Source organism: Streptomyces venezuelae ATCC 10712 (genome assembly GCF_008639165.1).
Classification (GTDB): domain Bacteria; phylum Actinomycetota; class Actinomycetes; order Streptomycetales; family Streptomycetaceae; genus Streptomyces; species Streptomyces venezuelae.
This window is the reverse complement of record NZ_CP029197.1, coordinates 4,916,662-4,942,503: the sequence shown is the minus strand read 5'-3', so window position 1 is coordinate 4,942,503 and position 25,842 is coordinate 4,916,662. Positions and strand designations below refer to the sequence as shown.

General features: G+C 72.9%; 26 protein-coding genes. 17 read left to right on the top strand and 9 right to left on the bottom strand.

What is annotated here, in order from left to right; all coding sequences use genetic code 11:
• Positions 1-41: 41 nt before the first annotated feature.
• Complete coding sequence (locus DEJ43_RS22985) at positions 42-1,481, bottom strand: NAD(P)H-quinone dehydrogenase (RefSeq protein ID WP_015035775.1); 1,440 nt, start codon at positions 1,479-1,481, stop codon at positions 42-44.
• 229 nt (positions 1,482-1,710) lie between these two features.
• Between DEJ43_RS22985 and DEJ43_RS22980 the strand changes: the two genes are divergently transcribed.
• The 3 genes from DEJ43_RS22980 to DEJ43_RS22970 all read left to right on the top strand — a co-directional run bounded on the left by DEJ43_RS22980 (position 1,711) and on the right by DEJ43_RS22970 (position 5,137).
• Positions 1,711-2,148: a gamma-glutamylcyclotransferase family protein gene (locus tag DEJ43_RS22980; protein ID WP_017239758.1), complete on the top strand. Its 438-nt coding sequence runs from the start codon at positions 1,711-1,713 to the stop codon at positions 2,146-2,148.
• Between the two features lie 176 nt (positions 2,149-2,324).
• Positions 2,325-3,128 carry a purine-nucleoside phosphorylase gene (locus DEJ43_RS22975; protein WP_015035773.1) on the top strand — a complete coding sequence of 268 codons (804 nt, stop codon included), beginning with the start codon at positions 2,325-2,327 and terminating at the stop codon, positions 3,126-3,128.
• Positions 3,129-3,484: 356 nt separating this feature from the next.
• Positions 3,485-5,137 carry a phospho-sugar mutase gene (locus tag DEJ43_RS22970; protein WP_041662811.1) on the top strand — a complete coding sequence of 551 codons (1,653 nt, stop codon included), beginning with the start codon at positions 3,485-3,487 and terminating at the stop codon, positions 5,135-5,137.
• 288 nt (positions 5,138-5,425) lie between these two features.
• Here the strand turns inward: DEJ43_RS22970 and DEJ43_RS22965 are convergent, their stop codons facing one another.
• The 3 genes from DEJ43_RS22965 to DEJ43_RS22955 all read right to left on the bottom strand — a co-directional run bounded on the left by DEJ43_RS22965 (position 5,426) and on the right by DEJ43_RS22955 (position 8,215).
• Positions 5,426-6,112, bottom strand: coding sequence for a PH domain-containing protein (locus DEJ43_RS22965; RefSeq protein WP_015035771.1), 687 nt, complete (start codon positions 6,110-6,112; stop codon positions 5,426-5,428).
• Between the two features lie 34 nt (positions 6,113-6,146).
• Positions 6,147-6,794 carry a class F sortase gene (locus DEJ43_RS22960; protein WP_015035770.1) on the bottom strand — a complete coding sequence of 216 codons (648 nt, stop codon included), beginning with the start codon at positions 6,792-6,794 and terminating at the stop codon, positions 6,147-6,149.
• 149 nt (positions 6,795-6,943) lie between these two features.
• Positions 6,944-8,215, bottom strand: a complete 1,272-nt coding sequence (locus DEJ43_RS22955) for a hypothetical protein (protein WP_015035769.1) — start codon at positions 8,213-8,215, stop codon at positions 6,944-6,946.
• 272 nt (positions 8,216-8,487) lie between these two features.
• On the opposite strand from DEJ43_RS22955, the gene deoC reads away from it, so the two are divergent.
• From deoC to DEJ43_RS22935, 4 genes are all read left to right on the top strand, one after another.
• A complete protein-coding gene (deoC, locus tag DEJ43_RS22950; RefSeq protein WP_041662809.1) occupies positions 8,488-9,447 on the top strand; it encodes a deoxyribose-phosphate aldolase in 960 nt (319 codons plus the stop codon).
• Between the two features lie 5 nt (positions 9,448-9,452).
• Positions 9,453-10,889, top strand: coding sequence for an aldehyde dehydrogenase family protein (locus tag DEJ43_RS22945; RefSeq protein WP_015035767.1), 1,437 nt, complete (start codon positions 9,453-9,455; stop codon positions 10,887-10,889).
• The gene (locus tag DEJ43_RS22940) at positions 10,882-11,775 is read left to right on the top strand and encodes an aldehyde dehydrogenase family protein (RefSeq protein ID WP_015035766.1); all 894 of its coding nucleotides are present in this window, start codon (positions 10,882-10,884) and stop codon (positions 11,773-11,775) included. Before DEJ43_RS22945 ends, DEJ43_RS22940 begins: the two co-directional genes overlap by 8 nt.
• A 78-nt stretch (positions 11,776-11,853) precedes the next feature.
• Positions 11,854-13,164 carry a TerD family protein gene (locus tag DEJ43_RS22935; RefSeq protein WP_233447977.1) on the top strand — a complete coding sequence of 437 codons (1,311 nt, stop codon included), beginning with the start codon at positions 11,854-11,856 and terminating at the stop codon, positions 13,162-13,164.
• Between the two features lie 15 nt (positions 13,165-13,179).
• Here DEJ43_RS22935 and DEJ43_RS22930 read toward each other — a convergent pair whose 3' ends face one another.
• A complete protein-coding gene (locus tag DEJ43_RS22930) occupies positions 13,180-13,578 on the bottom strand; it encodes a hypothetical protein (RefSeq protein ID WP_015035764.1) in 399 nt (132 codons plus the stop codon).
• Positions 13,579-13,630: 52 nt separating this feature from the next.
• Here DEJ43_RS22930 and DEJ43_RS22925 point away from each other — a divergent pair, with 52 nt between their 5' ends.
• Positions 13,631-14,320 (top strand): uridine kinase family protein, encoded by a 690-nt coding sequence (locus tag DEJ43_RS22925; RefSeq protein WP_069202167.1) that lies wholly within the window; start codon positions 13,631-13,633, stop codon positions 14,318-14,320.
• Between the two features lie 160 nt (positions 14,321-14,480).
• On the opposite strand, the gene DEJ43_RS22920 is transcribed toward DEJ43_RS22925, so the two are convergent.
• The gene (locus DEJ43_RS22920; protein WP_015035762.1) at positions 14,481-15,203 is read right to left on the bottom strand and encodes a SigE family RNA polymerase sigma factor; all 723 of its coding nucleotides are present in this window, start codon (positions 15,201-15,203) and stop codon (positions 14,481-14,483) included.
• A gap of 170 nt (positions 15,204-15,373) precedes the next feature.
• On the opposite strand from DEJ43_RS22920, the gene afsQ1 reads away from it, so the two are divergent.
• The 5 genes from afsQ1 to DEJ43_RS22895 all read left to right on the top strand — a co-directional run bounded on the left by afsQ1 (position 15,374) and on the right by DEJ43_RS22895 (position 19,146).
• Positions 15,374-16,051: a two-component system response regulator AfsQ1 gene (gene afsQ1, locus DEJ43_RS22915; RefSeq protein WP_017239746.1), complete on the top strand. Its 678-nt coding sequence runs from the start codon at positions 15,374-15,376 to the stop codon at positions 16,049-16,051.
• Positions 16,048-17,577: a sensor histidine kinase gene (locus DEJ43_RS22910; RefSeq protein WP_015035760.1), complete on the top strand. Its 1,530-nt coding sequence runs from the start codon at positions 16,048-16,050 to the stop codon at positions 17,575-17,577. The genes afsQ1 and DEJ43_RS22910 overlap by 4 nt, the downstream gene beginning before the upstream one ends.
• Entirely contained in the window at positions 17,574-18,179 is a 606-nt protein-coding gene (locus tag DEJ43_RS22905) for a hypothetical protein (protein WP_015035759.1), read from the top strand. The genes DEJ43_RS22910 and DEJ43_RS22905 overlap by 4 nt, the downstream gene beginning before the upstream one ends.
• A gap of 139 nt (positions 18,180-18,318) precedes the next feature.
• Positions 18,319-18,855, top strand: coding sequence for a VanZ family protein (locus tag DEJ43_RS22900; RefSeq protein WP_041662807.1), 537 nt, complete (start codon positions 18,319-18,321; stop codon positions 18,853-18,855).
• Between the two features lie 90 nt (positions 18,856-18,945).
• Entirely contained in the window at positions 18,946-19,146 is a 201-nt protein-coding gene (locus DEJ43_RS22895; RefSeq protein ID WP_015035757.1) for a PspC domain-containing protein, read from the top strand.
• An 83-nt stretch (positions 19,147-19,229) separates the two neighbouring features.
• Here DEJ43_RS22895 and DEJ43_RS22890 read toward each other — a convergent pair whose 3' ends face one another.
• Together DEJ43_RS22890 and DEJ43_RS22885 are read right to left on the bottom strand one after the other, a co-directional pair.
• Positions 19,230-19,601 carry a hypothetical protein gene (locus tag DEJ43_RS22890; protein WP_015035756.1) on the bottom strand — a complete coding sequence of 124 codons (372 nt, stop codon included), beginning with the start codon at positions 19,599-19,601 and terminating at the stop codon, positions 19,230-19,232.
• 172 nt (positions 19,602-19,773) lie between these two features.
• Complete coding sequence (locus DEJ43_RS22885) at positions 19,774-20,928, bottom strand: adenosine deaminase (protein WP_015035755.1); 1,155 nt, start codon at positions 20,926-20,928, stop codon at positions 19,774-19,776.
• A 105-nt stretch (positions 20,929-21,033) separates the two neighbouring features.
• Here DEJ43_RS22885 and DEJ43_RS22880 point away from each other — a divergent pair, with 105 nt between their 5' ends.
• The gene (locus tag DEJ43_RS22880; RefSeq protein WP_015035754.1) at positions 21,034-21,807 is read left to right on the top strand and encodes a GNAT family N-acetyltransferase; all 774 of its coding nucleotides are present in this window, start codon (positions 21,034-21,036) and stop codon (positions 21,805-21,807) included.
• Between the two features lie 90 nt (positions 21,808-21,897).
• Entirely contained in the window at positions 21,898-22,674 is a 777-nt protein-coding gene (locus DEJ43_RS22875) for a dienelactone hydrolase (RefSeq protein ID WP_015035753.1), read from the top strand.
• Here the strand turns inward: DEJ43_RS22875 and DEJ43_RS22870 are convergent.
• Complete coding sequence (locus tag DEJ43_RS22870) at positions 22,660-23,655, bottom strand: LysR family transcriptional regulator (protein ID WP_071891461.1); 996 nt, start codon at positions 23,653-23,655, stop codon at positions 22,660-22,662. The two genes, DEJ43_RS22875 and DEJ43_RS22870, sit on opposite strands and share 15 nt — an antisense overlap.
• A 62-nt stretch (positions 23,656-23,717) precedes the next feature.
• Between DEJ43_RS22870 and DEJ43_RS22865 the strand changes: the two genes are divergently transcribed.
• Both DEJ43_RS22865 and DEJ43_RS22860 read left to right on the top strand, forming a co-directional pair.
• The gene (locus DEJ43_RS22865) at positions 23,718-25,001 is read left to right on the top strand and encodes an MFS transporter (protein ID WP_015035751.1); all 1,284 of its coding nucleotides are present in this window, start codon (positions 23,718-23,720) and stop codon (positions 24,999-25,001) included.
• A gap of 77 nt (positions 25,002-25,078) precedes the next feature.
• On the top strand, positions 25,079-25,786 hold the full coding sequence (locus DEJ43_RS22860; RefSeq protein ID WP_015035750.1) for a L,D-transpeptidase: 708 nt from the start codon (positions 25,079-25,081) through the stop codon (positions 25,784-25,786).
• Positions 25,787-25,842: the final 56 nt, after the last annotated feature.

Below are 25,842 nucleotides of genomic sequence, written 5' to 3'. Positions count from 1 at the left end.
CCGCAGGCGGGGGCCGTCCGCGTCCCGACCGGCGTGAGGTGCTACGCCTCGCCCGCCGACTTACGGGTGTGCAACTGACGTGCCACTTCCGCGATCGAACCCGACAGGGAGGGGTACACGGTGAAAGCATTTGCGATCTGTTCGACCGTCAGATTGTTGTCGACCGCGATCGAGATCGGATGGATCAGTTCGCTCGCCTTCGGCGCGACCACACAGCCGCCGACCACGATGCCGGTGCCCGGACGGCAGAAGATCTTCACGAAGCCGTCCCGGATGCCCTGCATCTTCGCGCGCGGATTGCGCAGCAGCGGCAGCTTGACGACCTTGGCGTCGATCTTGCCCGCGTCCACGTCGGCCTGCGTGTAGCCGACGGTGGCGATCTCGGGGTCGGTGAAGACGTTCGACGAGACCGTCTTCAGGTTGAGCGGGGCCACCGCGTCGCCGAGGAAGTGGTACATCGCGATGCGGCCCTGCATGGCCGCCACCGAGGCGAGCGCGAAGACACCGGTGACGTCGCCGGCCGCGTACACGCCGGGAGCCGTCGTACGGGAGACCTTGTCGGTCCAGATGTGACCGGAGTCCTTCAGCCTGACCCCCGCCTCCTCCAGACCCATTCCGGCCGAGTTCGGAATCGCGCCGACCGCCATCAGACAGTGCGTGCCGGAGATGACCCGGCCGTCCGCGAGGGTGACCTCGACCCGGTCGCCGACCCGCTTGGCGGACTCGGCGCGGGAGCGGGCCATGACGTTCATGCCGCGGCGGCGGAAGACGTCTTCGAGGACCGCGGCGGCGTCCGGGTCCTCGCCCGGCAGCACCCGGTCGCGGGACGAGACGAGGGTGACCCGGGAGCCGAGCGCCTGGTAGGCGCCGGCGAACTCGGCGCCGGTCACACCGGAACCGACCACGATGAGCTCCTCGGGGAGCTCCTTCAGGTCGTAGACCTGCGTCCAGTTCAGGATGCGCTCGCCGTCCGGCTTGGCGTCCGGCACCTCGCGCGGGTGGCCGCCGGTCGCGATCAGCACCGCGTCCGCGGTCAGCGTCTCCTCCGAGCCGTCGGCGGCCGTGACGACCACCTGGCGGGAGCCGTCCATCGCCTGCCGGCCGGAGAGCCGGCCCCGGCCGCGCAGCACCCGGGCACCCGCCCGGGTGACGGAGGCGGTGATGTCGTGCGACTGGGCGAGCGCGAGGCGCTTCACCCGTCGGTTGACCTTGCCGAGGTCCACGCCCACGACCCGGGCGGCCTGCTCCACGTGCGGGGTGTCGTCCGCGACGATGATGCCCAGCTCCTCGTACGAGGAGTCGAAGGTGGTCATCACCTCGGCCGTGGCGATCAGGGTCTTGGAGGGGACGCAGTCGGTCAGGACGGACGCGCCGCCGAGGCCGTCGCAGTCGACGACGGTCACCTCCGCGCCGAGTTGGGCGCCCACCAGGGCCGCCTCGTATCCGCCGGGTCCGCCGCCGATGATCACGATCCGGGTCACTGGGATCTACGCCTCGCGCTCTCGTTCTGCTGCCGGGGGGTCCCCCCGCTGGGATGCAGTGCGTACGCCATTGTCCCGCACGCTTCAAGTGCGTACCCCATTGTCCCGCACGCCCGGCGCGGCCTCACGCCGGGGCCACCGAAGGGGTGCGCGGGCCCCCGCGGACGGCTCCCCCGACCCCGCCCCGGAGTTCGGCGGACACCCCGCCCCCTCCCGTACCCTCGGTCCCATGTCGCTCTACGCCGCTTTCGCCGGCAACCTCGACGCACGGCTGATGAGCCGCCGCGCACCGCACTCCCCGCTGCGCGGCACCGGCTGGCTGAACGGCTGGCGGCTCACCTTCGGCGGCGAGCAGATGGGCTGGGAGGGAGCGCTGGCCACGATCGTGGAGGCCCCCCGCTCCCAGGTCTTCGTGGCGCTGTACGACATCGCGCCGATGGACGAGGACTCCATGGACCGCTGGGAGGGCGTCGGCCTCGACATCTACCGCCGGATGCGGGTCCGGGTGCACACCCTGGACGGCGAGGAGCCCGCCTGGGTCTACGTCCTCAACGCGTACGAGGGCGGGCTGCCGTCCGCCCGGTACCTGGGCGAGGTCGCCGACGCGGCCGAATCGGCGGGCGCGCCGCACGACTACGTGATGGAGTTGCGCAAGCGCCCCTGCTGACGGTGCGTGCCGACAGGAACACGGGGGTGCGGCATTCGTCGGAAACGACAAGACAACGATCGCATGTCCGTCGGCATCGTCATCTACGCGCGTAGGCAAACTCCGGCTACGCTTCTGCGCGTATCAAATCCGTCCGGGGCCAGCCTCGGACCCCCCTCCCCGAGGCGAGAGAGTCAGTGAACGCAACTGCCACCCCGTACGAGGCCGCCGAGGCCGCTGCCGCACGTCTTCGCGAGCTGACCGGAGTCGAGAACCACGACGTCGTCCTGGTCATGGGCTCGGGCTGGGCGCCCGCCGTCGACGCGCTCGGCGCCCCCGAGGCCGAGTTCCCGGTCACCGAACTCCCCGGCTTCCCGCCGCCCGCCGTCGAGGGCCACGGCGGCAAGGTCCGCTCGTACAAGATCGGCGCCAAGCGCGCCCTCGTCTTCCTCGGCCGCACCCACTTCTACGAGGGCCGCGGCGTCGCGTCCGTCGCCCACGGCGTCCGCACCGCCGTCGCCGCCGGCTGCAAGACCGTCGTCCTCACCAACGGCTGCGGCGGCCTGCGCGAGGGCATGCGCCCCGGCCAGCCGGTCCTCATCAGCGACCACCTCAACCTGACGGCCGCCTCGCCGATCGTCGGCGCGAACTTCGTCGACCTCACCGACCTGTACTCGCCGCGGCTGCGCGCGCTGTGCAAGGAGATCGACGAGACCCTCGAAGAGGGCGTCTACGTGCAGTTCCCCGGCCCGCACTACGAGACCCCGGCCGAGATCAACATGGTCCGCGTGCTCGGCGGCGACCTCGTCGGCATGTCCACCGTCCTCGAGGCCATCGCCGCCCGCGAGGCCGGCGCCGAGGTCCTCGGCATCTCCCTGGTCACCAACCTCGCGGCGGGGCTCTCGGGCGAGCCGCTGAACCACGAGGAGGTCCTCCAGGCGGGGCGGGACTCGGCGGCGCGGATGGGCGAGCTCCTGACGCGGGTTCTCGACCGCATCTGATTTCCTACCGCGCCCCTCGCACCGGTCGGCCCCTGGGGGCCGCCCGGGCTTCGGGGCGCTGCGGCGGCCTCAGACCGCCGGGGTGCTCCCGACCGCCGGTGGGTCGGTGCCGCTGCGCGGGGCCTCTTTCCCCACCCCGCCCCTTCCCGAACTGGGGCTCCGCCCCAGACCCCGGTCCTCAAACGCCGGACGGGCTGATCTTTCAGCCCCGCCGGCGTTTGAGGCGCGGGGGTCCGGGGGCGGAGCCCCCGGTTTCGGGAAGGGGCGGGGTGGGGGAAGGCTCCGCGCAGCGGCACCCCGCACCCCACCACCCGCACCGCACCGCACCGCCCCCGCTCGACCCCGAAAGGCACACCGTGACGCAGGACGACCTCCTCACCCGGGCCCAGGCGTGGCTCGCCGAGGACCCCGACAGCGAGACCCGCGAGGAGCTCGACGAGCTCATCAGGACCGGCGCGAACGGCGAGCTCGCCGCCCGGTTCGCCGGCACCCTGCAGTTCGGCACCGCCGGGCTGCGCGGGGAGCTGGGCGCCGGGCCCATGCGGATGAACCGTTCGGTCGTCATCCGGGCCGCCGCCGGACTCGCCGCGTACCTCAAGGCCAAGGGCCAGGACGGCGGGCTCGTCGTCATCGGCTACGACGCCCGCTACAAGTCCGCGGACTTCGCCCGCGACACCGCCGCCGTCATGACCGGCGCCGGGCTGCGCGCGGCGCTCCTGCCCCGCCCACTGCCGACGCCCGTCCTGGCGTACGCCATAAGGCACCTGGGCGCCGTCGCCGGTGTCGAGGTGACCGCGAGCCACAACCCGCCGCGCGACAACGGCTACAAGGTCTACCTGGGCGACGGCTCGCAGATCGTGCCGCCGGCCGACGCGGAGATCGCCGCCGAGATCGCCGCGATCCGCTCGCTGCACGACGTGCCGCGCCCGGAGACCGGCTGGGAGACCCTCGGAGACGAGGTCCTCGACGCGTACCTGGAGCGCACGGACGCCGTGCTGACCCCCGGCTCCCCCCGTACCGCGCGGACCGTCTACACGGCCATGCACGGCGTCGGCAAGGACGTCCTGACCGCCGCGTTCGCCCGGGCCGGCTTCCCGCCGCCCGCGCTGGTCGCCGCGCAGGCGGAGCCGGACCCGGCGTTCCCGACGGTCGCGTTCCCGAACCCGGAGGAGCCGGGGGCCATGGACCTGGCCTTCGAGGCCGCCCGGGCCGTCGACCCGGACCTGGTCATCGCCAACGACCCGGACGCCGACCGCTGCGCCGTCGCCGTGCCCGACCCGGAGGTCGTGGGCGGCTGGCGGATGCTCCGCGGCGACGAGGTGGGCGCGCTGCTCGCCGCGCACCTGGTGCACAAGGGCGCGACGGGCGTGTTCGCCGAGTCGATCGTGTCGTCCTCGCTGCTCGGCCGGATCGCGGAGGCCGCGGGCGTCGGGTACGAGGAGACGCTGACCGGCTTCAAGTGGATCGCCCGCGTCGATGGCCTGCGGTACGGCTACGAGGAGGCGCTCGGCTACTGCGTCGACCCGGAGGGCGTCCGCGACAAGGACGGCATCACGGCGGCGCTGCTCGTGACCGAGCTGGCGTCGGTGCTCAAGGAGCAGGGCCGGTCGCTGACCGACCTGCTGGACGACCTGGCGGTGGCGCACGGGCTGCACGCGACGGACCAGCTGTCGGTGCGGGTCGAGGACCTGAGCGTCATCGCGAACGCCATGGCGGCGCTGCGCGAGCGGCCGCCGGTGACGCTGGCCGGTCTGACGGTGGTCTCGGCGGAGGACCTGACGAAGGGCACCGAGTCGCTGCCCCCGACGGACGGGCTGCGCTACCACCTGGAGGGCGCGTACAAGGCCCGGGTGATCGTCCGCCCGAGCGGTACGGAGCCCAAGCTCAAGTGCTACCTGGAGGTCGTGGTGCCGGTCGCCGCGGCGGTGGACCTGGCCCCGGCGCGGGCGACGGCCCACGAGCTGCTGGTCGCGATCAAGCGGGACCTGTCGGCGGCCGCGGGTCTCTGATCCTTCGGGGCAGCCCCGAAGGGGCCGGTACGGGATTCCCGTACCGGCCCCTTCGCCGTACGGACTCCGTCCGGCGCCGCCGCCGTACGGGCCTGCGTGCGGCCCCGCCGCCGTACCGGCCCGCGTCCGTCCGGGTGAAACCCGTATGCCACGTGACGTGGACCGTCGGCCGTGCGCCGGGGGCGCGCGCCAGGGTGGGCCGGCCGGCGGCCGCCCCGTCGGCGGTCGGCCGAAGCGGCCGTTGACGTGGTCGGCGATGCGCGGGTCGACCCGTCCGTTCGGGCCGGGTCAGCCCGTGGCCACCAGGATCACCAGGAGCAGCAGTCCGGCCACCGCGGGGCCGACGATCTCGTACGCCCAGCGCACCCGCGCCTCGCCCTGCGAGCCGGGGGCCGCGGCGCGGCGCTCGGCGAGCTCCCGCAGATCGGCCACGGTCCGGTCGGACGGGGCGGTACGGGAGGCGCTGTCCCGGACGTCGGCGGTCACCGAGGTACGGCCGTGCGGATCGTCCTGCGAGGCGCGGGCGGCACGGCGGGCCGCCTTCTTGCGCTGGCGCAGCGAGACGGGCACCGCCCACAGCTGGTACTTCACGCCCTCCCGGGTGAGGACCTCGCTGGAGTAGCCGGCGCGGACGTCGGCGACGGTCGCCCAGGGCAGGGTGATCGACCGGAACGGGTTGCGGATCCGCAGCCGGTCGTCGTTGGCGTACACCGCGGGCCGGATCGTGAAGGCCACGATCAGCGGCACGGCGAGGACGAGACCGGCCAGCGCGAGCCAGGGCGAGCGGCCCTCGCCCCGGATCATGATGTCACCGGCGAACAGGGCCGCGAGGGCCAGCAGGAACACCCCGCTCGCGATCCCGAGCGGCGACCGGAAGACACGGTCGGGGGACTGCGGACCGGCGGCCGGCTGCTCGGGGGTCGACTCGCGGCTCGGCTCGTGGCTGGGCTCGGGGGTCGGCTCGGGGGTCGTCATGGGGCCGATTCTGCCTCAGCGGCCCCCTGAGGACTCAGGCGGCCCGCGTGGCCACGAGATCCGCGTACAGAATGATGTTGTCGGGACGGTGGCCGTCGACCAGTTCGCCGCCGCAGGTGACGAGCCGCAGCTCGGGGCGGGCGGTGTCGCCGTACACCTTGGCGGTCGGGAAGGCGTCCTTGTCGACCTGCTCCAGCTCCCTGACCCGGAAGACCGCGGTGCTGCCGTCGGCGCGGGTCACGGTGATCTCGTCACCGACCCGGACCTTGGCGACGTCCTTCAGGACGGCGGGGCCGCGGGCGGTGTCGAAGTGCCCGATGAGCACGGCGGGGCCGGTCTGTCCGGGGGTGACGCCCTTGCCGTACCAGCCGATCCGGTCGGCGTCCTCGACCGAGGGCACCTCGACGGTGCCGTCGGCGGCGAGCCCCAGCTCCAGGACGGACCCGGTGGCCCCGGTGTCGACCCCGGCGGCGGGCACCTGGACCCGGACGGGCAGGGACCGGGCGAGCGGTTTCACGGCCGCGGCGGCGGTGGCGGGCGCGGCGGAGCCCGGCGTGACGTGCGCGGGCGGGGTGACGGCCCGCTGCCCGCTCCCGGCCTCGGCGGAGCATCCGGTGAGGGCGACGAGCGCGGCCACGAGGAGGACGGGTGCGGTACGGAAGGGGCGACGGCGGCGGTTCACGGGCGGGCTCCGGGCAGGGCGGCGGTGGACGGGCTCCGGCCGGCCGCCGCGCGGGACGCGGCGACCGGCCGGGGGTGGGGTGTTCTCCCGCTCGGGTCAGGGGGCGGGGAGGGTGCTGCGGTACGGGTGCGGTACGAGTGCCGTACGGGTCAGCCGCGGGCGGCGGCGGACCGGCGGCGCAGGACCACGAAGCCCAGACCGGCGGCGGCGAGGGAGGCCCCCGCACCGGCCGCGAGCAGCGTGGTGCTGTCGTCCTCGGTGCCGAGCTCGGCACCGGCGGCGACGCCGCCCTTCGGGATGACGGAGGTCTGGCCGGCGTGGGTGGTGACACCGGTGCCGGTGGCGCCCTTGCTGCCGGTGCCGGCCGTACCCGTACCGGTGCCCGTGCCGCTCCCGGTGCCCGCCGGGGCGGTCTCCGGCGTGCAGCCCTTGGGCAGCTTCGGGAAGGCGTGGGTGGAGCCCTTGGCGCCGGCGCCGCCCTCGACCTGGGTGAAGAGCGACGGGGTGGCGCTGTCGGGGTTGATGATCCGGCCGACGATGCCGACGCTCGCCGGGAGCGAGGGGTGCGCCCGGTCGACCATCGCGAAGACGCGGTCCTCGCCGTTGTCGTCGGCGGTGCTGAACTCGGCCAGCGGGCCCTGGCGGGTCATGAACAGCTCGGCCTTGGTGCCCGCGCCGATGGCGACGGTCGTGCTGACCGTGCACTTGCCGAGGACGACGGCGGATCCGCCGGTGGTGGGCTTGGCCGACGACGGGGTGTACGGCTGCGGGACGGCCTGCTTCGGCGCACCGGGGACGTAGGCGGCGAACTGGCCGTCCTGCTCCAGGACGACGACGGCCTTGCCGAAGTTCCAGACGACACGTGCGCCGTTCACATAGGTGTAGCCGCGGCCCTTGCCGTTCTCGATCAGCTGGAGGCCGTAGCGGCCGTCCTTCTGGGCGAGCTGGAGGACGGTGCCGTCGACGAGCCGGTAGGTGCCGGGCTTCGGGCCCGCGATGTTGCCGACCCAGTTGTGGGTGGTGCCGTCGGGGTTGAGGACGAAGAACTCGCCGTTGTCCTGGCCGGCGGCGGAGCGGGTGATCGCCTCCAGGACGCCGACCGGGTGGCCCTCACGGAACAGCTCGGCGCGGAAGTTCTGGTCCTTGACCTTGTAGATCTTGGCGACCGTGCCGGTCTTGAGGGTCTCGGTCCGGACGAGGGTGCCCTTCGCGGCGGCAGCCGTGGCCGTGCCGGACGGCTTTGCGGCGGCCGGGGCGGGTTCGGCCGGCGTGGCCGCGGCCGGGGCCTGGGTGGAAGCAGTCGGGGCGGCGGCGGCCGGCCCGTCGGCGGCGAAGGCGGCGCCGGTGGTGAGCGCCGGGGCGCCGATGGCGATGCCCGCGACGAGGGCGGTGGCGATGGCGGTGCGAAGGGCGGTGCGCATAACGACTCCTGCGATTCAGGTGGGTGGCTGGTGTGAGTCGCATGCCGCTTTTTCTCTTCCGACTGTTTCCGGTGAGGTCTGGCTGGCTGCTGATGGAAAATCTATTGATCATCTATTCGGGAGCCGTCCGCTCCATGTCACGGGCGTGTGACAGGGTTCACGCGCCCCCCGGACACGCGTCACCACGCCGCCCTCCCGCTGTGACCTCGGGCTCTGCGAAGGCCCTCCTCTGTACAGGTCGCTACGCGCGTAGATATGCTCGACTGGTGACCATGCCCACCACTGCATCCGCAGCATCCGCATTCGCCGACGTGACCGCGTCCGACGGTGCGCTGCGCCGCTTCCTCCACGGGCTGCCCGGCGTCGACGCCGTCGGCCTGGAGGCGCGCGCCGCGTCCCTCGGCACCCGCTCGATCAAGACCACGTCCAAGGCGTACGCCATCGACCTGGCCATCTCCATGATCGACCTGACGACGCTCGAAGGCGCGGACACCCCGGGCAAGGTCCGGGCGCTCGCCGCCAAGGCCGTCCGTCCCGATCCGACCGACCGCACGACCCCGACGACCGCCGCCGTCTGCGTCTACCCCGACATGGTGGCCACCGCCAAGGCCGCCCTCGCGGGCTCCGGCGTCAAGGTCGCCTCGGTCGCCACCGCCTTCCCGGCCGGCCGCGCCGCCCTCCCCGTGAAGCTCGCCGACACGGCGGACGCCATCGCCGCGGGCGCCGACGAGATCGACATGGTCATCGACCGTGGCGCCTTCCTCGCCGGCCGCTACCTGGAGGTCTTCGAGCAGATCGCCGCGATCAAGGCGGAGTGCGGCGACCGCGCCCGGCTGAAGGTGATCTTCGAGACCGGCGAGCTGTCCACGTACGACAACATCCGCCGCGCCTCCTGGCTCGGCATGATGGCCGGCGCGGACTTCATCAAGACCTCGACCGGCAAGGTCGCGGTCAACGCCACCCCGGCCAACACCCTGCTCATGCTGGAGGCCGTGCGCGACTTCCGCGCCCAGACCGGCGTGCAGATCGGCGTGAAGCCGGCCGGCGGCATCCGCAACACCAAGGAAGCGATCAAGTTCCTGGTTCTCGTCAACGAGACCGTGGGTGAGGACTGGCTGGACAACCACTGGTTCCGCTTCGGCGCCTCCAGCCTGCTCAACGACCTGCTGATGCAGCGCCAGAAGCTGGCGACCGGCCGTTACTCCGGCCCCGATTACGTGACGGTGGACTGATCAACATGGCATCTGCATTCGAGTACGCACCGGCGCCCGAGTCCCGGTCCGTCGTCGACATCGCCCCCAACTACGGCCTGTTCATCGACGGCGAGTTCGTCGAGGCGGCCGACGGCAAGGTCTTCAAGACCGTCTCCCCCGCCACCGAGGAGGTCCTCTCCGAGGTCGCCCAGGCGGGCACCGAGGACGTCGACCGCGCCGTGAAGGCCGCCCGCAAGGCCTTCGAGAAGTGGTCGGCGCTGCCCGGCTCCGAGCGCGCCAAGTACCTCTTCCGGATCGCCCGGATCATCCAGGAGCGCAGCCGTGAGCTGGCCGTCCTGGAGACCCTGGACAACGGCAAGCCGATCAAGGAGACCCGCGACGCGGACCTCCCGCTGGTCGCCGCGCACTTCTTCTACTACGCCGGCTGGGCCGACAAGCTCGACCACGCGGGCTACGGCGCGAACCCCCGCCCGCTGGGCGTGGCCGGCCAGGTCATCCCGTGGAACTTCCCGCTGCTCATGCTGGCGTGGAAGATCGCCCCGGCGCTCGCGACCGGCAACACGGTCGTCCTCAAGCCGGCCGAGACGACCCCGCTGACCGCCCTGTTCTTCGCGGACATCTGCCGCCAGGCCGGGCTGCCCAAGGGCGTCGTCAACATCCTTCCCGGTTACGGGGAGACGGGCGCCGCGCTGGTCGCGCACCCCGACGTGAACAAGGTCGCCTTCACCGGCTCGACCGCCGTCGGCAAGGCCATCGCGCGCTCCGTCGCCGGCACCGACAAGAAGGTCACCCTGGAGCTGGGCGGCAAGGGCGCCAACATCGTCTTCGACGACGCCCCCATCGACCAGGCCGTCGAGGGCATCGTCAACGGCATCTTCTTCAACCAGGGCCAGGTCTGCTGCGCGGGCTCGCGCCTCCTCGTCCAGGAGTCGATCCAGGACGAGCTGCTCGACAGCCTCAAGCGCCGCCTCTCGACGCTGCGCCTCGGCGACCCGCTGGACAAGAACACCGACATCGGCGCCATCAACTCCTCGGAGCAGCTGGCCCGCATCACCTCCCTCGTGGAGCAGGGCGAGGCGGAGGGCGCCGAGCGCTGGACCGCCGCCTGCGACATCCCGGACGCCGGTTACTGGTTCGCCCCGACGCTCTTCACGAACGTCACGCAGGCGCACACGGTCGCCCGCGACGAGATCTTCGGCCCGGTCCTGTCCGTGCTGACCTTCCGTACGCCCGACGAGGCCGTCGCGAAGGCCAACAACAGCCAGTACGGCCTGTCCGCCGGCATCTGGTCGGAGAAGGGCTCCCGCATCCTCGCGGTCGCCAACAAGCTCCGCGCCGGTGTCGTCTGGGCCAACACGTTCAACAAGTTCGACCCGACCTCGCCGTTCGGCGGATACAAGGAGTCGGGCTTCGGCCGCGAGGGCGGCCGTCACGGTCTGGAGGCCTACCTCGATGTCTGACGTGACCCGTCTTGGCGTCTTCAAGACCTACAAGCTGTACGTCGGGGGCAAGTTCCCCCGCTCCGAGAGCGGCCGGGTGTACGAGGTGACCGACTCCAAGGGCAAGTGGCTGGCGAACGCGCCGCTCTCCTCCCGCAAGGACGCCCGTGACGCGGTCGTCGCCGCCCGCAAGGCCTTCGGCGGCTGGGCCGGCGCGACCGCGTACAACCGCGGCCAGATCCTCTACCGCGTCGCCGAGATGCTGGAGGGCCGCCGGGACCAGTTCGTCCGCGAGGTCGCCGAGGCGGAGGGCCTGTCGAAGTCGAAGGCCGCCGTCGTCGTCGACGCGGCGATCGACCGCTGGGTCTGGTACGCGGGCTGGACCGACAAGATCGCCCAGGTCGTGGGCGGGGCGAACCCGGTCGCGGGACCGTACTTCAACCTGTCGAGCCCCGAGCCGACCGGTGTCGTCACCGTCATCGCTCCCCAGGACTCGTCCTTCCTCGGCCTCGTCTCGGTGATCGCCCCGGTGATCGCCACGGGCAACACGGCGGTCGTGATCGCCTCGGAGAAGTACCCCCTCCCCGCCCTCTCCCTGGGCGAGGTCCTGGCCACCTCCGACCTGCCCGGCGGCGTCGTCAACATCCTCTCCGGCAAGGCCTCCGAGATGGGCCCGCACCTGGCGGCCCACCAGGACGTCAACGCGATCGACCTGACGGGCGCGACCGAGGGCGACCTCGCCCGCGACCTGGAGATCGCGGCGGCGGACAACCTCAAGCGCGTCCTGCGCCCGCGCACGGAGGACTTCGCCGAGTCCCCGGGCACGGACCGCATGACCGCCTTCCTGGAGACGAAGACGGTCTGGCACCCGACGGGTTCGCTGGGCGCGAGCGGCTCCTCGTACTAGCACCCTCCCCGCAAGGCCCCCGGTTGTTCGCACCCGGGGGCCTTGCGCATGCCCGCGCCCGAACCGCAAGATCCGTTCATGCTGAGGGGATTGATCAAGGGGAACAACGCCTTCGTCCCGACGGCGGCGCTGCGCGTCGCCGTCGGGGGCGGCGTCGACGTGGCGGCGCTGCTCGTGACGGAGCGGGGCAGGGTCCGGGGGGACGCCGACATCGTGTTCCCCGGCGCGCCCGTCCACCCGTCGGGCGCGGTATGGCTGTCGGCGGCCGCGGAGGGCGACGAGGCCGGCACGGTGTGGCTCGACGTCGACCTCACGGCCGTCGAGGAGGCGATCACCCGCGTCCTCGTCGTCACGTCGACGGACGACGGCTCCCTGCGGGACACGCCGGGACTCTCCGTGCGGGTCGTCGGCCCCGACGGCTCGGCGGTCGTGGCGTACGAGGTGACCGACGCGGGCGACGAGACGGCGATGGTCCTCGCGGAGCTGTACCGCCGCGCGGGCGGCTGGAAGTTCCGCGCCGTGGGCCAGGGGTACGCGGACGGCCTGACCGGCCTGGCGACGGACCACGGCGTGGAGCTCGGGGAGGAGCCGGAGGACGCGCCCCCGGCGCCGGTCGCGCCGCAAGCCCTCCCGCACGCCTCCAAGGTGGCGGGACCACCGGCGCAGGCCCCGGCAGCGCAGGCCCCGGCCAAGCTCCCCGCCGCGCATCCGGCCGGGCCGGGGCCGGGCCCCTGGCCCGTAGCACTGGACCTGCCCGTGCCGGCGCACTGGCCGTACGCCGGCAACGTCTTCGAGCCGCGCGCGCTCGAAGGCTCCGGCAGTGACGTCCTCGACGTCGCGGGGCTCCCGCCCGGACCCGTCCTGGTCGACCTCGCCGTCCGGACGGACGGACACACGGCCGTGTGGACCCTGACCGCGGCGAACAAGGAGAAGGACCTCCTCGTCAACAGCGGCAAGAAGGACTGGCAGGGCCGGCTCCTCGCCGTCGTGCCCCTCAACGGGCGGCTGCGCCTGAAGCTGACGGCCGCCGGGCCGTGGCACGCGCGCGTCCTGCCGCTGGCGGCCGCCCGGCGCCTGTCGGAGGACACCCTGGAGTCCGGGGGCCCCGAGGTCCTGCTGCACACGGGCGAGGCGACCGACGTCGCCTTCCACTACCGCGGCGACAGCAACTTCATCGTCGACTCCTACGACCTGTCGGGGCACGAGGACCCCGCCGAGCTCCCGGAGCACCGGTACCCGTACATCAACGAGATCGGCAGGCGCCGCGAGGCGCTGCCCGTGCCCGGGGGCACCGTCCTCGTCCATGTGCAGCGGGGGGACGGGCCGTGGCGCGCGCGCCTGAAGCAGCCGAGCGCGGCGGTGGCCTGGCTGCGCCGGGTCCGCGACTGAGCAGCCCGCTCCGCGCTACGGGAGGAGCTGCCGCGACAGCGGTCCGACGACCGGCAGGTCGGCCGCCGCCCCGCCCTTGGTGACGTGGTCGGTCACCAGGTTGGTGCCGACCGGCTTGAAGTCGGCGACCTGGGTGCCGAGTCCGTTGTCGAGCGGGTCGACGCCGGTGTTCGCCAGCGGGTCGAGCTGGAGCCGGGTCAGCGGGCCGATGCCGTGGGTGACACCGGACAGCGCGCCTTCTCCGGCCGCGGCGGCGTCCGTCCTGGTCAGCGAGTCGACCGGCAGCGGCACCGGGGCGGCGGCCTGGGCCGCGCCGGCCGCGCCGAACATCGCCGCGCCCGCCGCCGTGACGCCGAGGCCTGCCTTGAGCAGAGCGCTGCGGCGGGGGTTCCGGGGTTCTGCGTGACGCGCCATGATGATCCTTCCGAGGGGTGACCGGGCGGACACCGAGCGTAGTTGAGGTGTGATGCTCGATACCAACGGCCTTCCTCGGGGGTCCCCTGCACGGGGGAATGCTTCACACTGGTGTCCCGTGAGTTCCCTACCGATCCCGACCCGGGTCGTCCTGCTCGCGGGCCCCTCAGGCTCCGGCAAGTCGTCCCTCGCCGCCGTCACCGGCCTCCCGGTCCTGCGCCTCGACGACTTCTACAAGGAGGCGGACGACCCCACCCTCCCCCTCGTCGGGGGGAGCTCGGACATCGACTGGGACTCGCCCCGGTCGTGGGACGCGGACGCCGCCGTCTCCGCCATCGTGGAACTGTGCCGTACGGGACGGACCGACGTGCCCGTGTACGACATCGCCACCAGCTCGCGGGTGGACCGTGAGCGGCTGGACATCGGGCGGACGCCGCTGTTCGTGGCGGAGGGGATCTTCGCCGCCGAGATCGTGGCCCGCTGCCGTGAACTCGACGTCCTCGCGGACGCGCTCTGCCTGCGCGGCAGGCCGTCGACGACCTTCCGGCGCCGGCTCGCGCGGGACCTCCGGGAGGGGCGGAAGTCGGTGCCGTTCCTGCTGCGGCGCGGGTGGCGCCTGATGCGCGCGGAGCGCGCGATCGTGGCGCGCCAGGCGGAACTGGGCGCCCACCCCTGTGCCAAGCCGGAAGCCCTGGGCCGCCTGGCCGCCGCGGCCGCCGGCCGTCACCGCACCCCCGTCTGACCAGGGGTGCCGCCCCGAAAACGCGACGACGCGGATCGTACGAGCCCCCCAGCCCGTACGACCCGCGTCGCCTTCCCCGTACCCCCGTACGGTCCCCCGTTTTCCCCCGTGTCCCCCTAGGCCCCCGTTTCCCCCGTGAGCCGCAGGGTCCCCCCGACCTTCAGGCCACCAGCTCGCCGAAGGACTCCTCCTCGTCACGGCCGAAGCTCAGCACCTCGTCCTCGCGCAGTCGCCGCAGCGAGCGCCAGATGCTCGACTTCACCGTGCCGACACTGATGTCCAGGATCTCCGCGATCTCCGGATCGGTCCGGCCCTCGTAGTAGCGCAGCACCAGCATGGTCCGCTGGAGCTCGGGCAGCCGGGCGAGGGCCTGCCAGAGCACCGCGCGCAGCTCCGTGCCGCGCATCGCGTCCGTCTCGCCCACCGTCTCCGGGAGCTCCTCGGTCGGGTACTCGTTGAGCTTGCGCCGGCGCCAGGCGCTGATGTGCAGGTTGGTCATGGTGCGGCGGAGGTATCCGCCGACCGCGGCCTTGTCGCTGATCCGCTCCCAGGCGCGGTACGTGGAGAACAGCGCGCTCTGCAGCAGGTCCTCGGCCTCGAAACGGTCACCGGTGAGGTGGTAGGCGGTGGCGTACAGGGAGGCACGACGCTCCTGGACGTAGGCCGTGAACTCGGCCTCCGAGCAGTTGCGCTCCCCCGTGACCTCCCCGTACGCCGCTCCCCCGTCAGCAATGGCCACCATGTACGGCGCCTTGCGCTGACGCCCGACACTGCGAACGCACCCCCGCCCGTTCGTGACAGCGCCGGACTTCTCCGTGCTCCGTACGACGTCGTGGAGCCGCGTGACCACTGCGCTTGTGGTGGTGCTGTGCAGTGCGTTCATCTGGCGCCCCCCGTCGGTTGGAGTGTGTTTCGGTCCGTGTGCCAAGAAGCTTGCCCAGCGGACTTCATGGCGTTGTCCGCCGACTGTCACAGGCGTGTCACAGGGGCCGGGGCAGAAGCGCGTCCCCCAGCGGTCGAACTCGGACGGCCGAATGCGACAGAATGCTGCCCGTGCCTTTTCTGTTGCTGATCGAGGACGACGACGCCATCCGCACGGCCCTCGAACTCTCCCTGTCACGGCAGGGCCACCGGGTGGCCACCGCCGCGACCGGTGAGGACGGCCTCCAGCTGCTGCGCGAGCAGCGGCCCGACCTGGTCGTGCTCGACGTCATGCTGCCCGGCATCGACGGCTTCGAGGTCTGCCGGCGCATCCGCCGCACGGACCAGTTGCCGATCATCCTGCTGACCGCGCGCAGCGACGACATCGACGTGGTCGTGGGCCTGGAGTCCGGCGCCGACGACTACGTCGTCAAGCCGGTGCAGGGCCGCGTCCTGGACGCCCGCATCAGGGCCGTACTGCGGCGCGGGGAGCGGGAGTCGACGGATTCGGCGACGTACGGCTCCCTCGTCATCGACCGGTCCGCGATGACGGTCACCAAGAACGGCGAGGACCTCCAGCTCACCCCGACCGAGCTGCGACTGCTCCTGGAGCTGAGCCGCCGGCCCGGTCAGGCGCTCTCCCGGCAGCAGTTGCTGCGACTCGTGTGGGAGCACGACTACCTCGGCGACTCGCGGCTCGTCGACGCCTGTGTGCAGCGGCTGCGCGCCAAGGTGGAGGACGTGCCGTCCTCGCCGACGCTCATCCGTACCGTGCGCGGCGTCGGCTACCGGCTGGACGTCCCTGCGTGAGCAAGGGCATCCTCACGCGGCTGCGCCTCTCCAGCCTGCGGCTGCGTCTCGTCGTCGTCTTCGCCCTGGTGGCACTCACCGCGGCCGTCTCCGCCTCCGGGATCGCGTACTGGCTGAACCGTGAGGCGGTGCTGACCCGCACCCAGGACGGGGCGCTGGGCGACTTCCGGCAGGAGATGCAGAACCGGGCGGCGACGCTGCCGGTGCGGCCCTCGCAGGAGGACCTGCGGCGGACCGCCGAGCAGATGGCGACGGGCAGCGCCAACTACCAGGTGCTGCTGCTCGGCGAGCGGGACGCGGGCAAGCCGATCGTGGGCGCCTCGGACCCGGACGACTTCACGCTGGCGGACGTGCCGCGTTCGCTCCAGGAGGCGGTGGACACCAGGCGGCCGGTGACGGAGGCCAACCCGTACCCGTACCACCTGTTCTGGCAGCGTACGGAGCGGAACGGGACGCCGTACCTGGTCGGCGGGACGCGGATCGACGGCGGCGGGCCGGCCGGCTACATGTTCAAGTCGCTGGCGGCCGAGAAGGCCGACCTGAACTCGCTCGCCTGGTCCCTCGGGATCGCGACCGCCCTCGCGGTGGCCGGCTCCGTGCTGCTCGCGCAGGTCGCGGCGACGACCGTGCTGCGGCCCGTGCACCGGCTCGGCGAGGCGGCCAAGCAGCTCGGCGAGGGCAAGCTCGACACCCGGCTGCGGGTCACCGGCGCCGACGAACTCGCCGACCTCACCCGGACGTTCAACAGCGCGGCCGAGTCGCTGCAGAAGAAGGTCGCGGACATGAGCGCGCGGGAGGAGTCCTCCCGGCGCTTCGTGGCCGACATGTCGCACGAGCTGCGCACCCCGCTGACCGCGCTCACCGCCGTCACCGAGGTGCTGGAGGACGAGCAGGACTCCCTCGACCCGATGATCGCCCCGGCGGTCGCGCTGGTGGTCAGCGAGACCCGGCGGCTCAACGACCTGGTGGAGAACCTGATGGAGGTGACCCGCTTCGACGCGGGCACCGCGCGGCTCGTCCTCGACGAGGTCGACATCGCCGACCAGATCACCGCGTGCATCGACGCCCGTGCCTGGCTCGACGCGGTCGAGCTGGACGCCGAGCGCGGGATCGTGGCACCGCTCGACCCGCGCCGCCTCGACGTCATCCTGGCGAACCTGATCGGCAACGCGCTGAAGCACGGTGGTTCGCCGGTGCGGGTCTCGGTGCGCACCGAGGACGACGAGCTGGTCATCGCGGTGCGCGACCACGGCCCCGGCATCCCCGAGGAGGTGCTGCCGCACGTCTTCGACCGCTTCTACAAGGCCAGCGCGTCCCGGCCGAGGTCGGACGGCAGCGGGCTCGGTCTGTCGATCGCCATGGAGAACGCGCTGATCCACGGCGGTTCGATCACCGCGTCCAACTCGGTCGGCGAGGACGGGACGGTGGACGGCGCGGTGTTCGTGCTGCGGCTGCCGCTGGACGCGTCGGGGATCACGCGCGAGGTGCAGACCCGCAGCAGCCAGGGCGAGGTGGAGGAAGCGTGAGGCGCCGCACTTACGGGCGTACGGCCGTGGCGGCGGCGGCGCTCGCCGTGCTGGTCACCGGCTGCGGGATCAGGACGACCACGGTCCCGGTGGACGCGGGCGCGGCGCCGTCCCGGGTGCCGTGCAGCGTGACCGAGGACGGGACGACGGGCGCGGCGGTGCAGGGCGTGCCGGTGCGGGTGTTCCTGGTCTGCGGCTCGCAGCTGGAGGCGGTGGACCGGCGGTCGCCGCTGCCGGAGGAGAAGGCGGGCGGCGATCCGGTGCGGACGGCGCGGGGGCTGCTGGCGCAGCTGCTCGCCGAGCCCTCGGACGGCGAGAAGGCGGCCGGGTTCACGACGGCGGTGCGGGGTCCGCTGGTGGTGGGCGGCGGTCACCGGGGCGACCCGGAGGGCACGCTGCGGCTGAGCCGCCAGCCGGAGGACCTGTCGCCGACGGCGCTCTCGCAGCTGGTCTGCACGTTCGCGGAGAGCTCGGCGGGCGCGGGCGGCCACACGGTCCTGCTGGGCGGCCCGGGCGGTTACGCCCCGAAGCGCTACCGCTGTACGACGGAACTCCGCGAACGCCCGGAGTCCACCCCGCCGACGGCCCCGGCCACGGGCTGACGCCCCGCCCGGTCGGAACCGGGTGGAGACGCGGGGAACGGGAGGTTCAGCGGGGCGCGGAACCGATTCCGCCGGGTTGGGCGTCTTGGGGGGCGTGCAGCGTCAAGGTTCGGGCGGCAGTGCCGCCACGGTCGTCCGCGTGGCGGGGTTCGTCCTCGTCCTCGTGCATCTGCTGCTGGTCGCCTGGGTGAGCTTGCGCCCACGCGAGGTGGCGTGGGTGACCGCGCCGAACATCGTGCCCCTGCACGGCCTCCGGGCCGATCTCGCGCTCGGCACCGCCGAGGCCGTCCGGCTGATCGGCGAGGGGCTGCTGCTGCTCGCCCCGCTCGGCGTCCTGCTCCCGATGGCCGACGGACGGCTGCGGGTCTCCGGGTGGGCCTCCCTCACCCGTACGACCGCCGCCGGCGCCCTGGTGTCCCTCGCCGTGGAGCTGCTGCAGACCGCCGTGCCCGGGCAGGTCGTGGACGTGGACTCGGTCCTCCTGAACACCGCGGGGGTGGCGCTCGCGCACCTGCTCTGCGTCCCGGCCGGCCGCACCTGGCTGCGCCGCAGGTCGGACGGCGGGCGGGCGGACTCCTCCGCGGGGAGCAGGCCGGGCCGGGGTTCCGCCCTGCTGCGGAACGAGGGGTCTCAGGGTGCGACCCCGACGATTACCAGGGTTCCGATCGCCCGGTAGACCGACGCCCCGGGGGGCCCTCCGGCGGCACCATGGATACATCGGGAGCCCGACGGAGCGGCTCCCGGACCGACTCCGAAGGAGCCCACCATGGCCGCACTGACCCGCCCTCGTGACGGACGCGTGATCGGCGGAGTGTGCGCGGGCCTGGCCCGGCGCTTCGGCATCTCCGCGAACACGATGCGTCTGATCTTCCTGGTCTCGTGCCTGCTGCCCGGCCCGCAGTTCCTGGTCTACCTCGGACTGTGGATCTTCCTGCCGGACGAGCGGAAGGCCACCACGGCCTGGTGACGAACGCACGCCGAAGGGGCGCGCGCCCGGGTGACCGGGTGCGCGCCCCTTCGGCGTACGGAGAGCCGGGTACGGCCCCGGGGTCAGCCGACCGGAAGGCCGCCCGCGCCCAGCGGCAGGCCGCCGAGGAGGCCGCCCAGCGGGGTGGCGCCGAGGCCGCCGGCGGCGGCGTCGAGCGGGAGGTTCTGGGTGGCCTGGCCGGCGGCGGCCGGGAGGGTCTTCACACCCTGGTCGAGGCCCTGGCCGAGGGCGCCCTGGCCGGCGCCGAGGGACTCGGCCGCGCCGTCGGGGAGCTCGGTGAGGCCGTCACCCAGCGGCACGGTCTGGGTCACCAGGCCGAGCGCGTCGGGGGTGGCGGGCGCGACCGGGGCGGCGGAGGCCGTGCCGGCGGCGGCAGCGGCGAAAGCGGCACCGAGGGCGGCGACACCGAGCTTCTTGGCGGCAGACTGCTTCATCTGAAAATCTTCCTTGGGGAATCCGGGGGCTTCCGGGAAAGCCGGGCGGGGAAATCCTGGGAATGCAGAGCGGCTCTGCAACCTAACCAGCCCACGACGCCTCCGCAAACACCGGAAAGCGGCCGGGTGTCGCGCCTCCCCGGCCGCTCGGTTCCCCTTGACGGGGCGGTGTTCAGCCCGCCGTACGGGAAGAATCGCTGGTCGTGGCGGTCTGCTGGAACAGCCATTCGGACTTCAGCTCGGCATATCCGGGCTTGATGACCTCGTTGATCATGGCCAGGCGTTCATCGAAAGGAATGAACGCTGATTTCATCGCATTGACCGTGAACCACTGCATGTCGTCGAGCGTGTAATCGAATGCCTCGGTCAGCAGCTCGAATTCCCTGCTCATGCTCGTCCCGCTCATGAGCCGGTTGTCGGTGTTGACCGTGGCCCGGAAGTGCAGCTTGCGGAGCAGCCCGATGGGGTGCTCGGCGAACGAGGCGGCGGCCCCGGTCTGGAGGTTGGAGGAGGGGCACATCTCCAGCGGGATCCGCTTGTCGCGGACGTAGGCCGCGAGCCGGCCGAGGGACACCGAGCCGTCGTCGGCGACCTCGATGTCGTCGATGATCCGGACGCCGTGCCCGAGCCGGTCGGCGCCGCACCACTGGAGGGCCTGCCAGATGGAGGGCAGCCCGAAGGCCTCGCCGGCGTGGATCGTGAAGTGGTTGTTCTCCCGCTTGAGGTACTCGAAGGCGTCGAGGTGGCGGGTGGGCGGGTAGCCGGCCTCGGCGCCCGCGATGTCGAAGCCGACGACGCCGGAGTCGCGGTAGCGGTTGGCGAGTTCGGCGATCTCCAGGGCGCGGGCGGCGTGCCGCATGGCGGTGAGCAGGGCGCCGATCCGGATGCGGTGGCCGTTGGCCCTGGCCTGGCGCTCGCCCTCGCGGAAGCCCTCGTTGACGGCCTCCACGACCTCCTCGAGGGTGAGGCCGCCCTCCAGGTGCTGCTCGGGGGCGTAGCGCACCTCCGCGTACACGACGCCGTCCTCGGCGAGGTCGACGGCGCACTCGGCGGCGACGCGGAAGAGGGCGTCACGGGTCTGCATGACGGCGCAGGTGTGCGCGAAGGTCTCCAGGTACCGCTCCAGGGACCCGGAGTCGGCGGCTTCGCGGAACCAGATGCCGAGCTTGTCGGGCTCCGTCTCGGGGAGCTGCTGATAGCCCTGTTCCTGGGCGAGTTCGATGATCGTGCCGGGGCGCAGTCCGCCGTCGAGGTGGTCGTGCAGGAGCACCTTCGGGGCACGGCGGATCTGGTCCGCGGTGGGGACGCTGGGGGTCTGGCTCGTCATTTCCGCACTCTAGCCCCTACGCGCGTAGAGCGCGCCCCGTGGCGCCGCGTCCGTCCCGGGCTTTTTCGGGTGCGGTCCGGAATCGTGAACACCTAGCGTGGGCCCATGACTTCCTCGACGCCTCCGTCCGCACTGGACCGGTTCCACCGCTTCCTGCGGGACTTCCGCCGCCGGCAGGCGGGCCGCACCGTCGACTTCCCCGGCGGGTTCGCCGCGCTCGACGACACGTACACGCACTCGCGGGGGAACAACCACGTCCTCGTCGACGGGGCGACCGATCCCGAGGCGCTGGTGGCGCGGGCCGACGACCTCCTGGGCCACCTTCCGTACCGGCTGGTGTACGTCGTCCCCGACGAGGTCGCGGCCGCCTGCCGTGGCCCCCTGGAGCGGGCCGGGTACGCGTACTCGGCGCTGTACGTCATGCGGCACACCGGCCCGGCCCCGGCGCACGGCGGAGCCCGTGAGGTGGGCCTGGACGCGCTGCGCGGGCCGGCCGGCGCGGCCTGGCGCCGCTTCGTGCCGGGGGTGTCCGACGAGGAGGTCCACCACCTGGTGGAGCGGCGGGAGGCCCGGCTCCGGGGCGCCGAGGACGTACGGTTCCTCGCCTCGTACGCCGAGAACGGCGAGGTGGCCTCCTGGGCCGATCTCTACCTCGACCCGAAGGCCGGGATCGCCCACTTCGAGGACCTGGTGACCGCCGAGGAGCACCTCGGCGAGGGGCACGCGGGGCGGGTCCTGGACACGGCGCTGCACCTGGCGGCCGAGGCGGGCTGCGATCTGCGCCATCTGACCGCGAGCGCGTCGAACTGGCCGCACCGCTGGTACCGGCGGAAGGGCTTCGAGGTGGTCGACACCATCCACTGCTTCGAACGGGTGTAGCGGGCGCGGGTGTTCGCCGCGGGCGGGCGATACGTAACAGAGACCGCGCGTACCACTGGCGTACACCTCTCCTTCTGAGACTGTTCTGTCATGGCGCACTTCGCACTCGTGGGGCCGCCCGACGCCCGGAGACCCCGGCTCGGACGGCCTGTTGGAGGTTCACGCACGTCGGCGGCGGTGGGCGGTGTGGTGCTGCTGCTGCCCGACGGCGATCCGGTGTCGGGGCGGCGGGCCTCCGCGCTGGCCCACGCGGCGATGCTGCCGCTCGGGCGGGGGCTCGTCCGGGCGGGCCGCGACGAGGGCCTCGTCGCGCACGTGGTGCGCTACCGGGGGCGCGGCTGGAACGGGACCGACGCGAACCTCGCGGCGGACGCCGACTGGGCGGTCGCCGAGGCCGTACGCCGCTACGGCGACGTCCCCGTCTGTCTCGTCGGCCACGGGCTCGGCGGCCGGGCGGCGCTGCGGGCCGCCGGGCACGCCGCGGTCGGCGCGGTCCTGGCGCTCGCCCCCTGGCTGCCCGAGGACGACGTGGCGGCGGAGCCGGAGGCGGTACGGCAGTTGGTGGGGCGACGGGTGCTGCTCGTGCACGGCACGAACGACGCGCGGACGGACCCCGAGCTGTCGTTCCGGTACGCCGAGCGGGCCAAGAAGGCGAACCGGGAGACCTGCCGCTTCGAGGTGCACTCCGACGGTCACGCGCTGCGCCAGTACGCGGCCGAGGTCCAGGCCCTCGCCGCCGACTTCGTCCTCGGCGCGCTCTTCGCCCGGCCGGTGACCCGCCCGGTGACCGACGCGATGGCCGCTCCCCCGCCGCTGGGCCTGCGGATGCCGCTCGCGGCGGGCTTCGGCGGCTCACTCCGGCGGTGACGGGTCCGCGGCGGGGTCCTTGGGCAGGTCCTTGGGCAGCAGGTGCCCCCGGCGGCTCAGCAGGAACTTCTTGAAGGCGGCCACCGGGGCGGTGTCGGGGTGGCCGTCCAGCCAGGCGACGCCGATCTCGCGGACCGCGCGCGGCGCGGTGACGGTGAGCTCGACGACGCCGGGGCGCGGGACGGCCGGCGGGGGCAGCAGGGCGACGCCGAGGCCGGCGGCGACCAGGCCGCGCAGGGTCTCGGCCTCCTCGCCCTCGAAGGCGACCCGGGGCCTGAACCCGGCCTCCGCGCAGAGGTCGTCGGTGATGCGGCGGAGCCCGTACCCGGGTTCCAGGGTCACGAAGGTCTCGTCGGCGGCCTCGGCGAGCCGGACCCGCTTGCGGCCGGCGAGCCGGTGGTCGTCGGGGACGACGAGCCGGAGCCGCTGTTCGTCGAGGCGGCGGGCGACCAGGTCGGGGGCGTCCGGCACCGGGGAGGTCAGACAGAGGTCGAGGTCACCGGCCCGGAGCCGTTCGATCATGGCCTCGCCGTAGTTCTGGACGAGGGTGAAGCGGATCCGCGGATGGTCGACGCGGAAGGCGCGGATGAGGCCGGGGACGGTCTCGGAGCCCATGGTGTGGAGGAATCCGAAGGCGACGCGGCCCGCGGTGGGGTCGGCGTCGGCCCGTACGGTGTCGGCGGCGCGCTCGACCTCGGCGAGCGCCCGCTCGGCGGCGGTGAGGAAGCGGCGCCCGGCCGGGGTGAGGGAGACCGTGCGGCCGCGGCGGGCGAAGAGGGTGACGCCGAGGTCCTGTTCGAGCCGGACCATGGCCCGGGAGAGCGTCGACTGGGGCACGCCCATCTCGGCGGCGGCCCGGGTCACGTGCTCGTGCCGGGCGACGGCGGCGAAGTACGCGAGCCGCGGTGCGAGCAGCGGCCCCATGTCTTCTTCGTAACTACTCGGTGACAGCCGAGGCTGTGACCTGTACTCATGCACCATGGGAACGATTACAGCAGTTCCGTGCATTGGACGCATGAAGCAGCGCGTCCTACGTTCGAGACATGCCTTCCGCCAGTACCGAGGCGGCCGCCACCCACGCGTCCGCCGCGCCCCGCCCCGCCCCCGCCGACACCCGCCTCGCCCCGGGCACCCCCGGCTTCCGCCGGATGAGCCTCGCCCTCTTCGCCGCGGGCCTCGCGACCTTCGCGCTCCTCTACTCGACGCAGGCCCTCCTCCCGGCGATCTCCGCCGAGTTCGGCGCCACCGCCTCCGCCGCCTCCTGGACGGTCTCCGCCGCGACCGGCGCGCTCGCCCTCTGCGTCCTCCCGCTCAGCGCCCTCTCCGAGCGGTTCGGCCGGCGCACGATGATGACCGCCTCGCTGTCCCTCGCGGTCGGCCTCGCCCTCCTCGTGCCGCTCGCCCCGAACCTTCAGACGCTGATCGCGCTGCGCGCCCTGCAGGGCGCGGCGCTGGCCGGACTGCCCGCCTCCGCGATGGCCTTCCTCGCCGAGGAGGTGCGTCCCAAGGCGCTGGTGGCCGCGATCGGCCTGTTCGTGGCGGGCAACTCCATCGGTGGCATGAGCGGCCGCCTGGTGACCGGCTGGGTGGCCCAGATGTGGGGCTGGCGGGCGGGTGTCGCCGCCGTCGGCCTGACCTCGCTGCTGTGCGCGCTGGCCTTCCGGGCGCTGCTGCCGAAGGCACGGCACTTCACGCCCGGCACGCTCAACCCGAAGGCGCTGGCCGGGACCGTGCGGACGCATCTCGCGGACCCGCTGCTGATGCGGCTGTACGTGATCGGCGCCCTGTTCATGACGGTCTTCGGCGCGGTGTACACGGTGATCGGCTACCGCCTGGTCGAGGCGCCGTTCTCGCTGCCGCAGGGCGTGATCGGCTCGATCTTCCTGGTCTACCTGGTCGGCACGGTCTCCTCCGCCGCCGCGGGCCGGCTCGTCGGCCGGCTGGGCCGCCGCGGGGCCCTCTACCTGGCCGTCTCCACCACCGCAGCGGGCCTGCTCGTGTCGCTCGCCGACACGCTGGCGGCGGTCCTCGCCGGCCTCGTGCTGATCACCGCCGGTTTCTTCGCAGGCCACGCCGTCGCCTCCTCCTCGGTGAGCCGGACGGCGAAGACCGGCCGCGCCCAGGCCTCGGCGCTCTACCAGTCCGCGTACTACCTGGGCAGCAGCGCGGGTGGCACGCTCGGCGCGGTCGCCTTCCACGCGGGCGGCTGGGCGGGCACCGTCCTGATCGGCCTCGTCGCGGTCCTGGGCGTCGTGTCGGTCACCCTCTACGGCAGCCACAGCGCCCGCGCCGAGGCCCGCCGGACGCGGCTCGCCCCGTCCTGCTGATTCCGCCCGGTTCCGCTGCAACCGAGTCGCTCCCCCGGACGTCCTGCTTGTCAGGACTCTAGGGGGAGTTGACTTTCATGAAGCGAATCACGGGTCGGATGGGGAAGAGAGCGGGCATCGCGGCCGGCGTCACCTCGCTGGTGGTGCCGATGACGATCGCGCTCGGTGCGGCTCCGGCGCAGGCGGCGTCCTGCAACGTGACGACGGGCCCGTACCAGAAGCAGGTGGAGAAGTTCCTGGGGCGGACCGCCGACGGGCGCCAGTCGCTCGCCGACTGCAAGGCCATCCAGGCCTTCCAGCTGAAGCACGGCATCACCCCGAGCGCGGGGTACGCGGGGGCGATCACCTGGCGCACGATGAACACGATGATCCAGCAGAAGGCGGCGGGGTCCAACCCCAACAAGGACCGCAAGTGTCCGACCAACAAGGGCCGGATCGCCTGCGTGGACCTCACCCGTCAGCTGACCTGGATCCAGGACGGCTCGCGCCTCAAGTACGGCCCGGTTCCGGTCCGTACGGGCAAGGACGGCACCGAGACGCGCACCGGTCTGAAGAAGATCTACTGGCGGAACATCAACCACTGGTCGACGATCTACCACGTCTCCATGCCGTACTCGCAGTTCTTCGACGGCGGCCAGGCCTTCCACTCGACCACCAAGTCCATGTGGAACCCGCCGGGTTCGGGCGGCTGCGTGAACATGCGCCCGGCCGACGCGAAGGCGTACTGGAACCTGCTCAGGAACGGTGACGACGTCTTCGTCTACGGGCGCAAGCCGGGAACCTGACCCCGGCTGTCAGTCCGCTGCGGTAGCTTCCCTCTCACCGGTGCCGAACGGGTGCC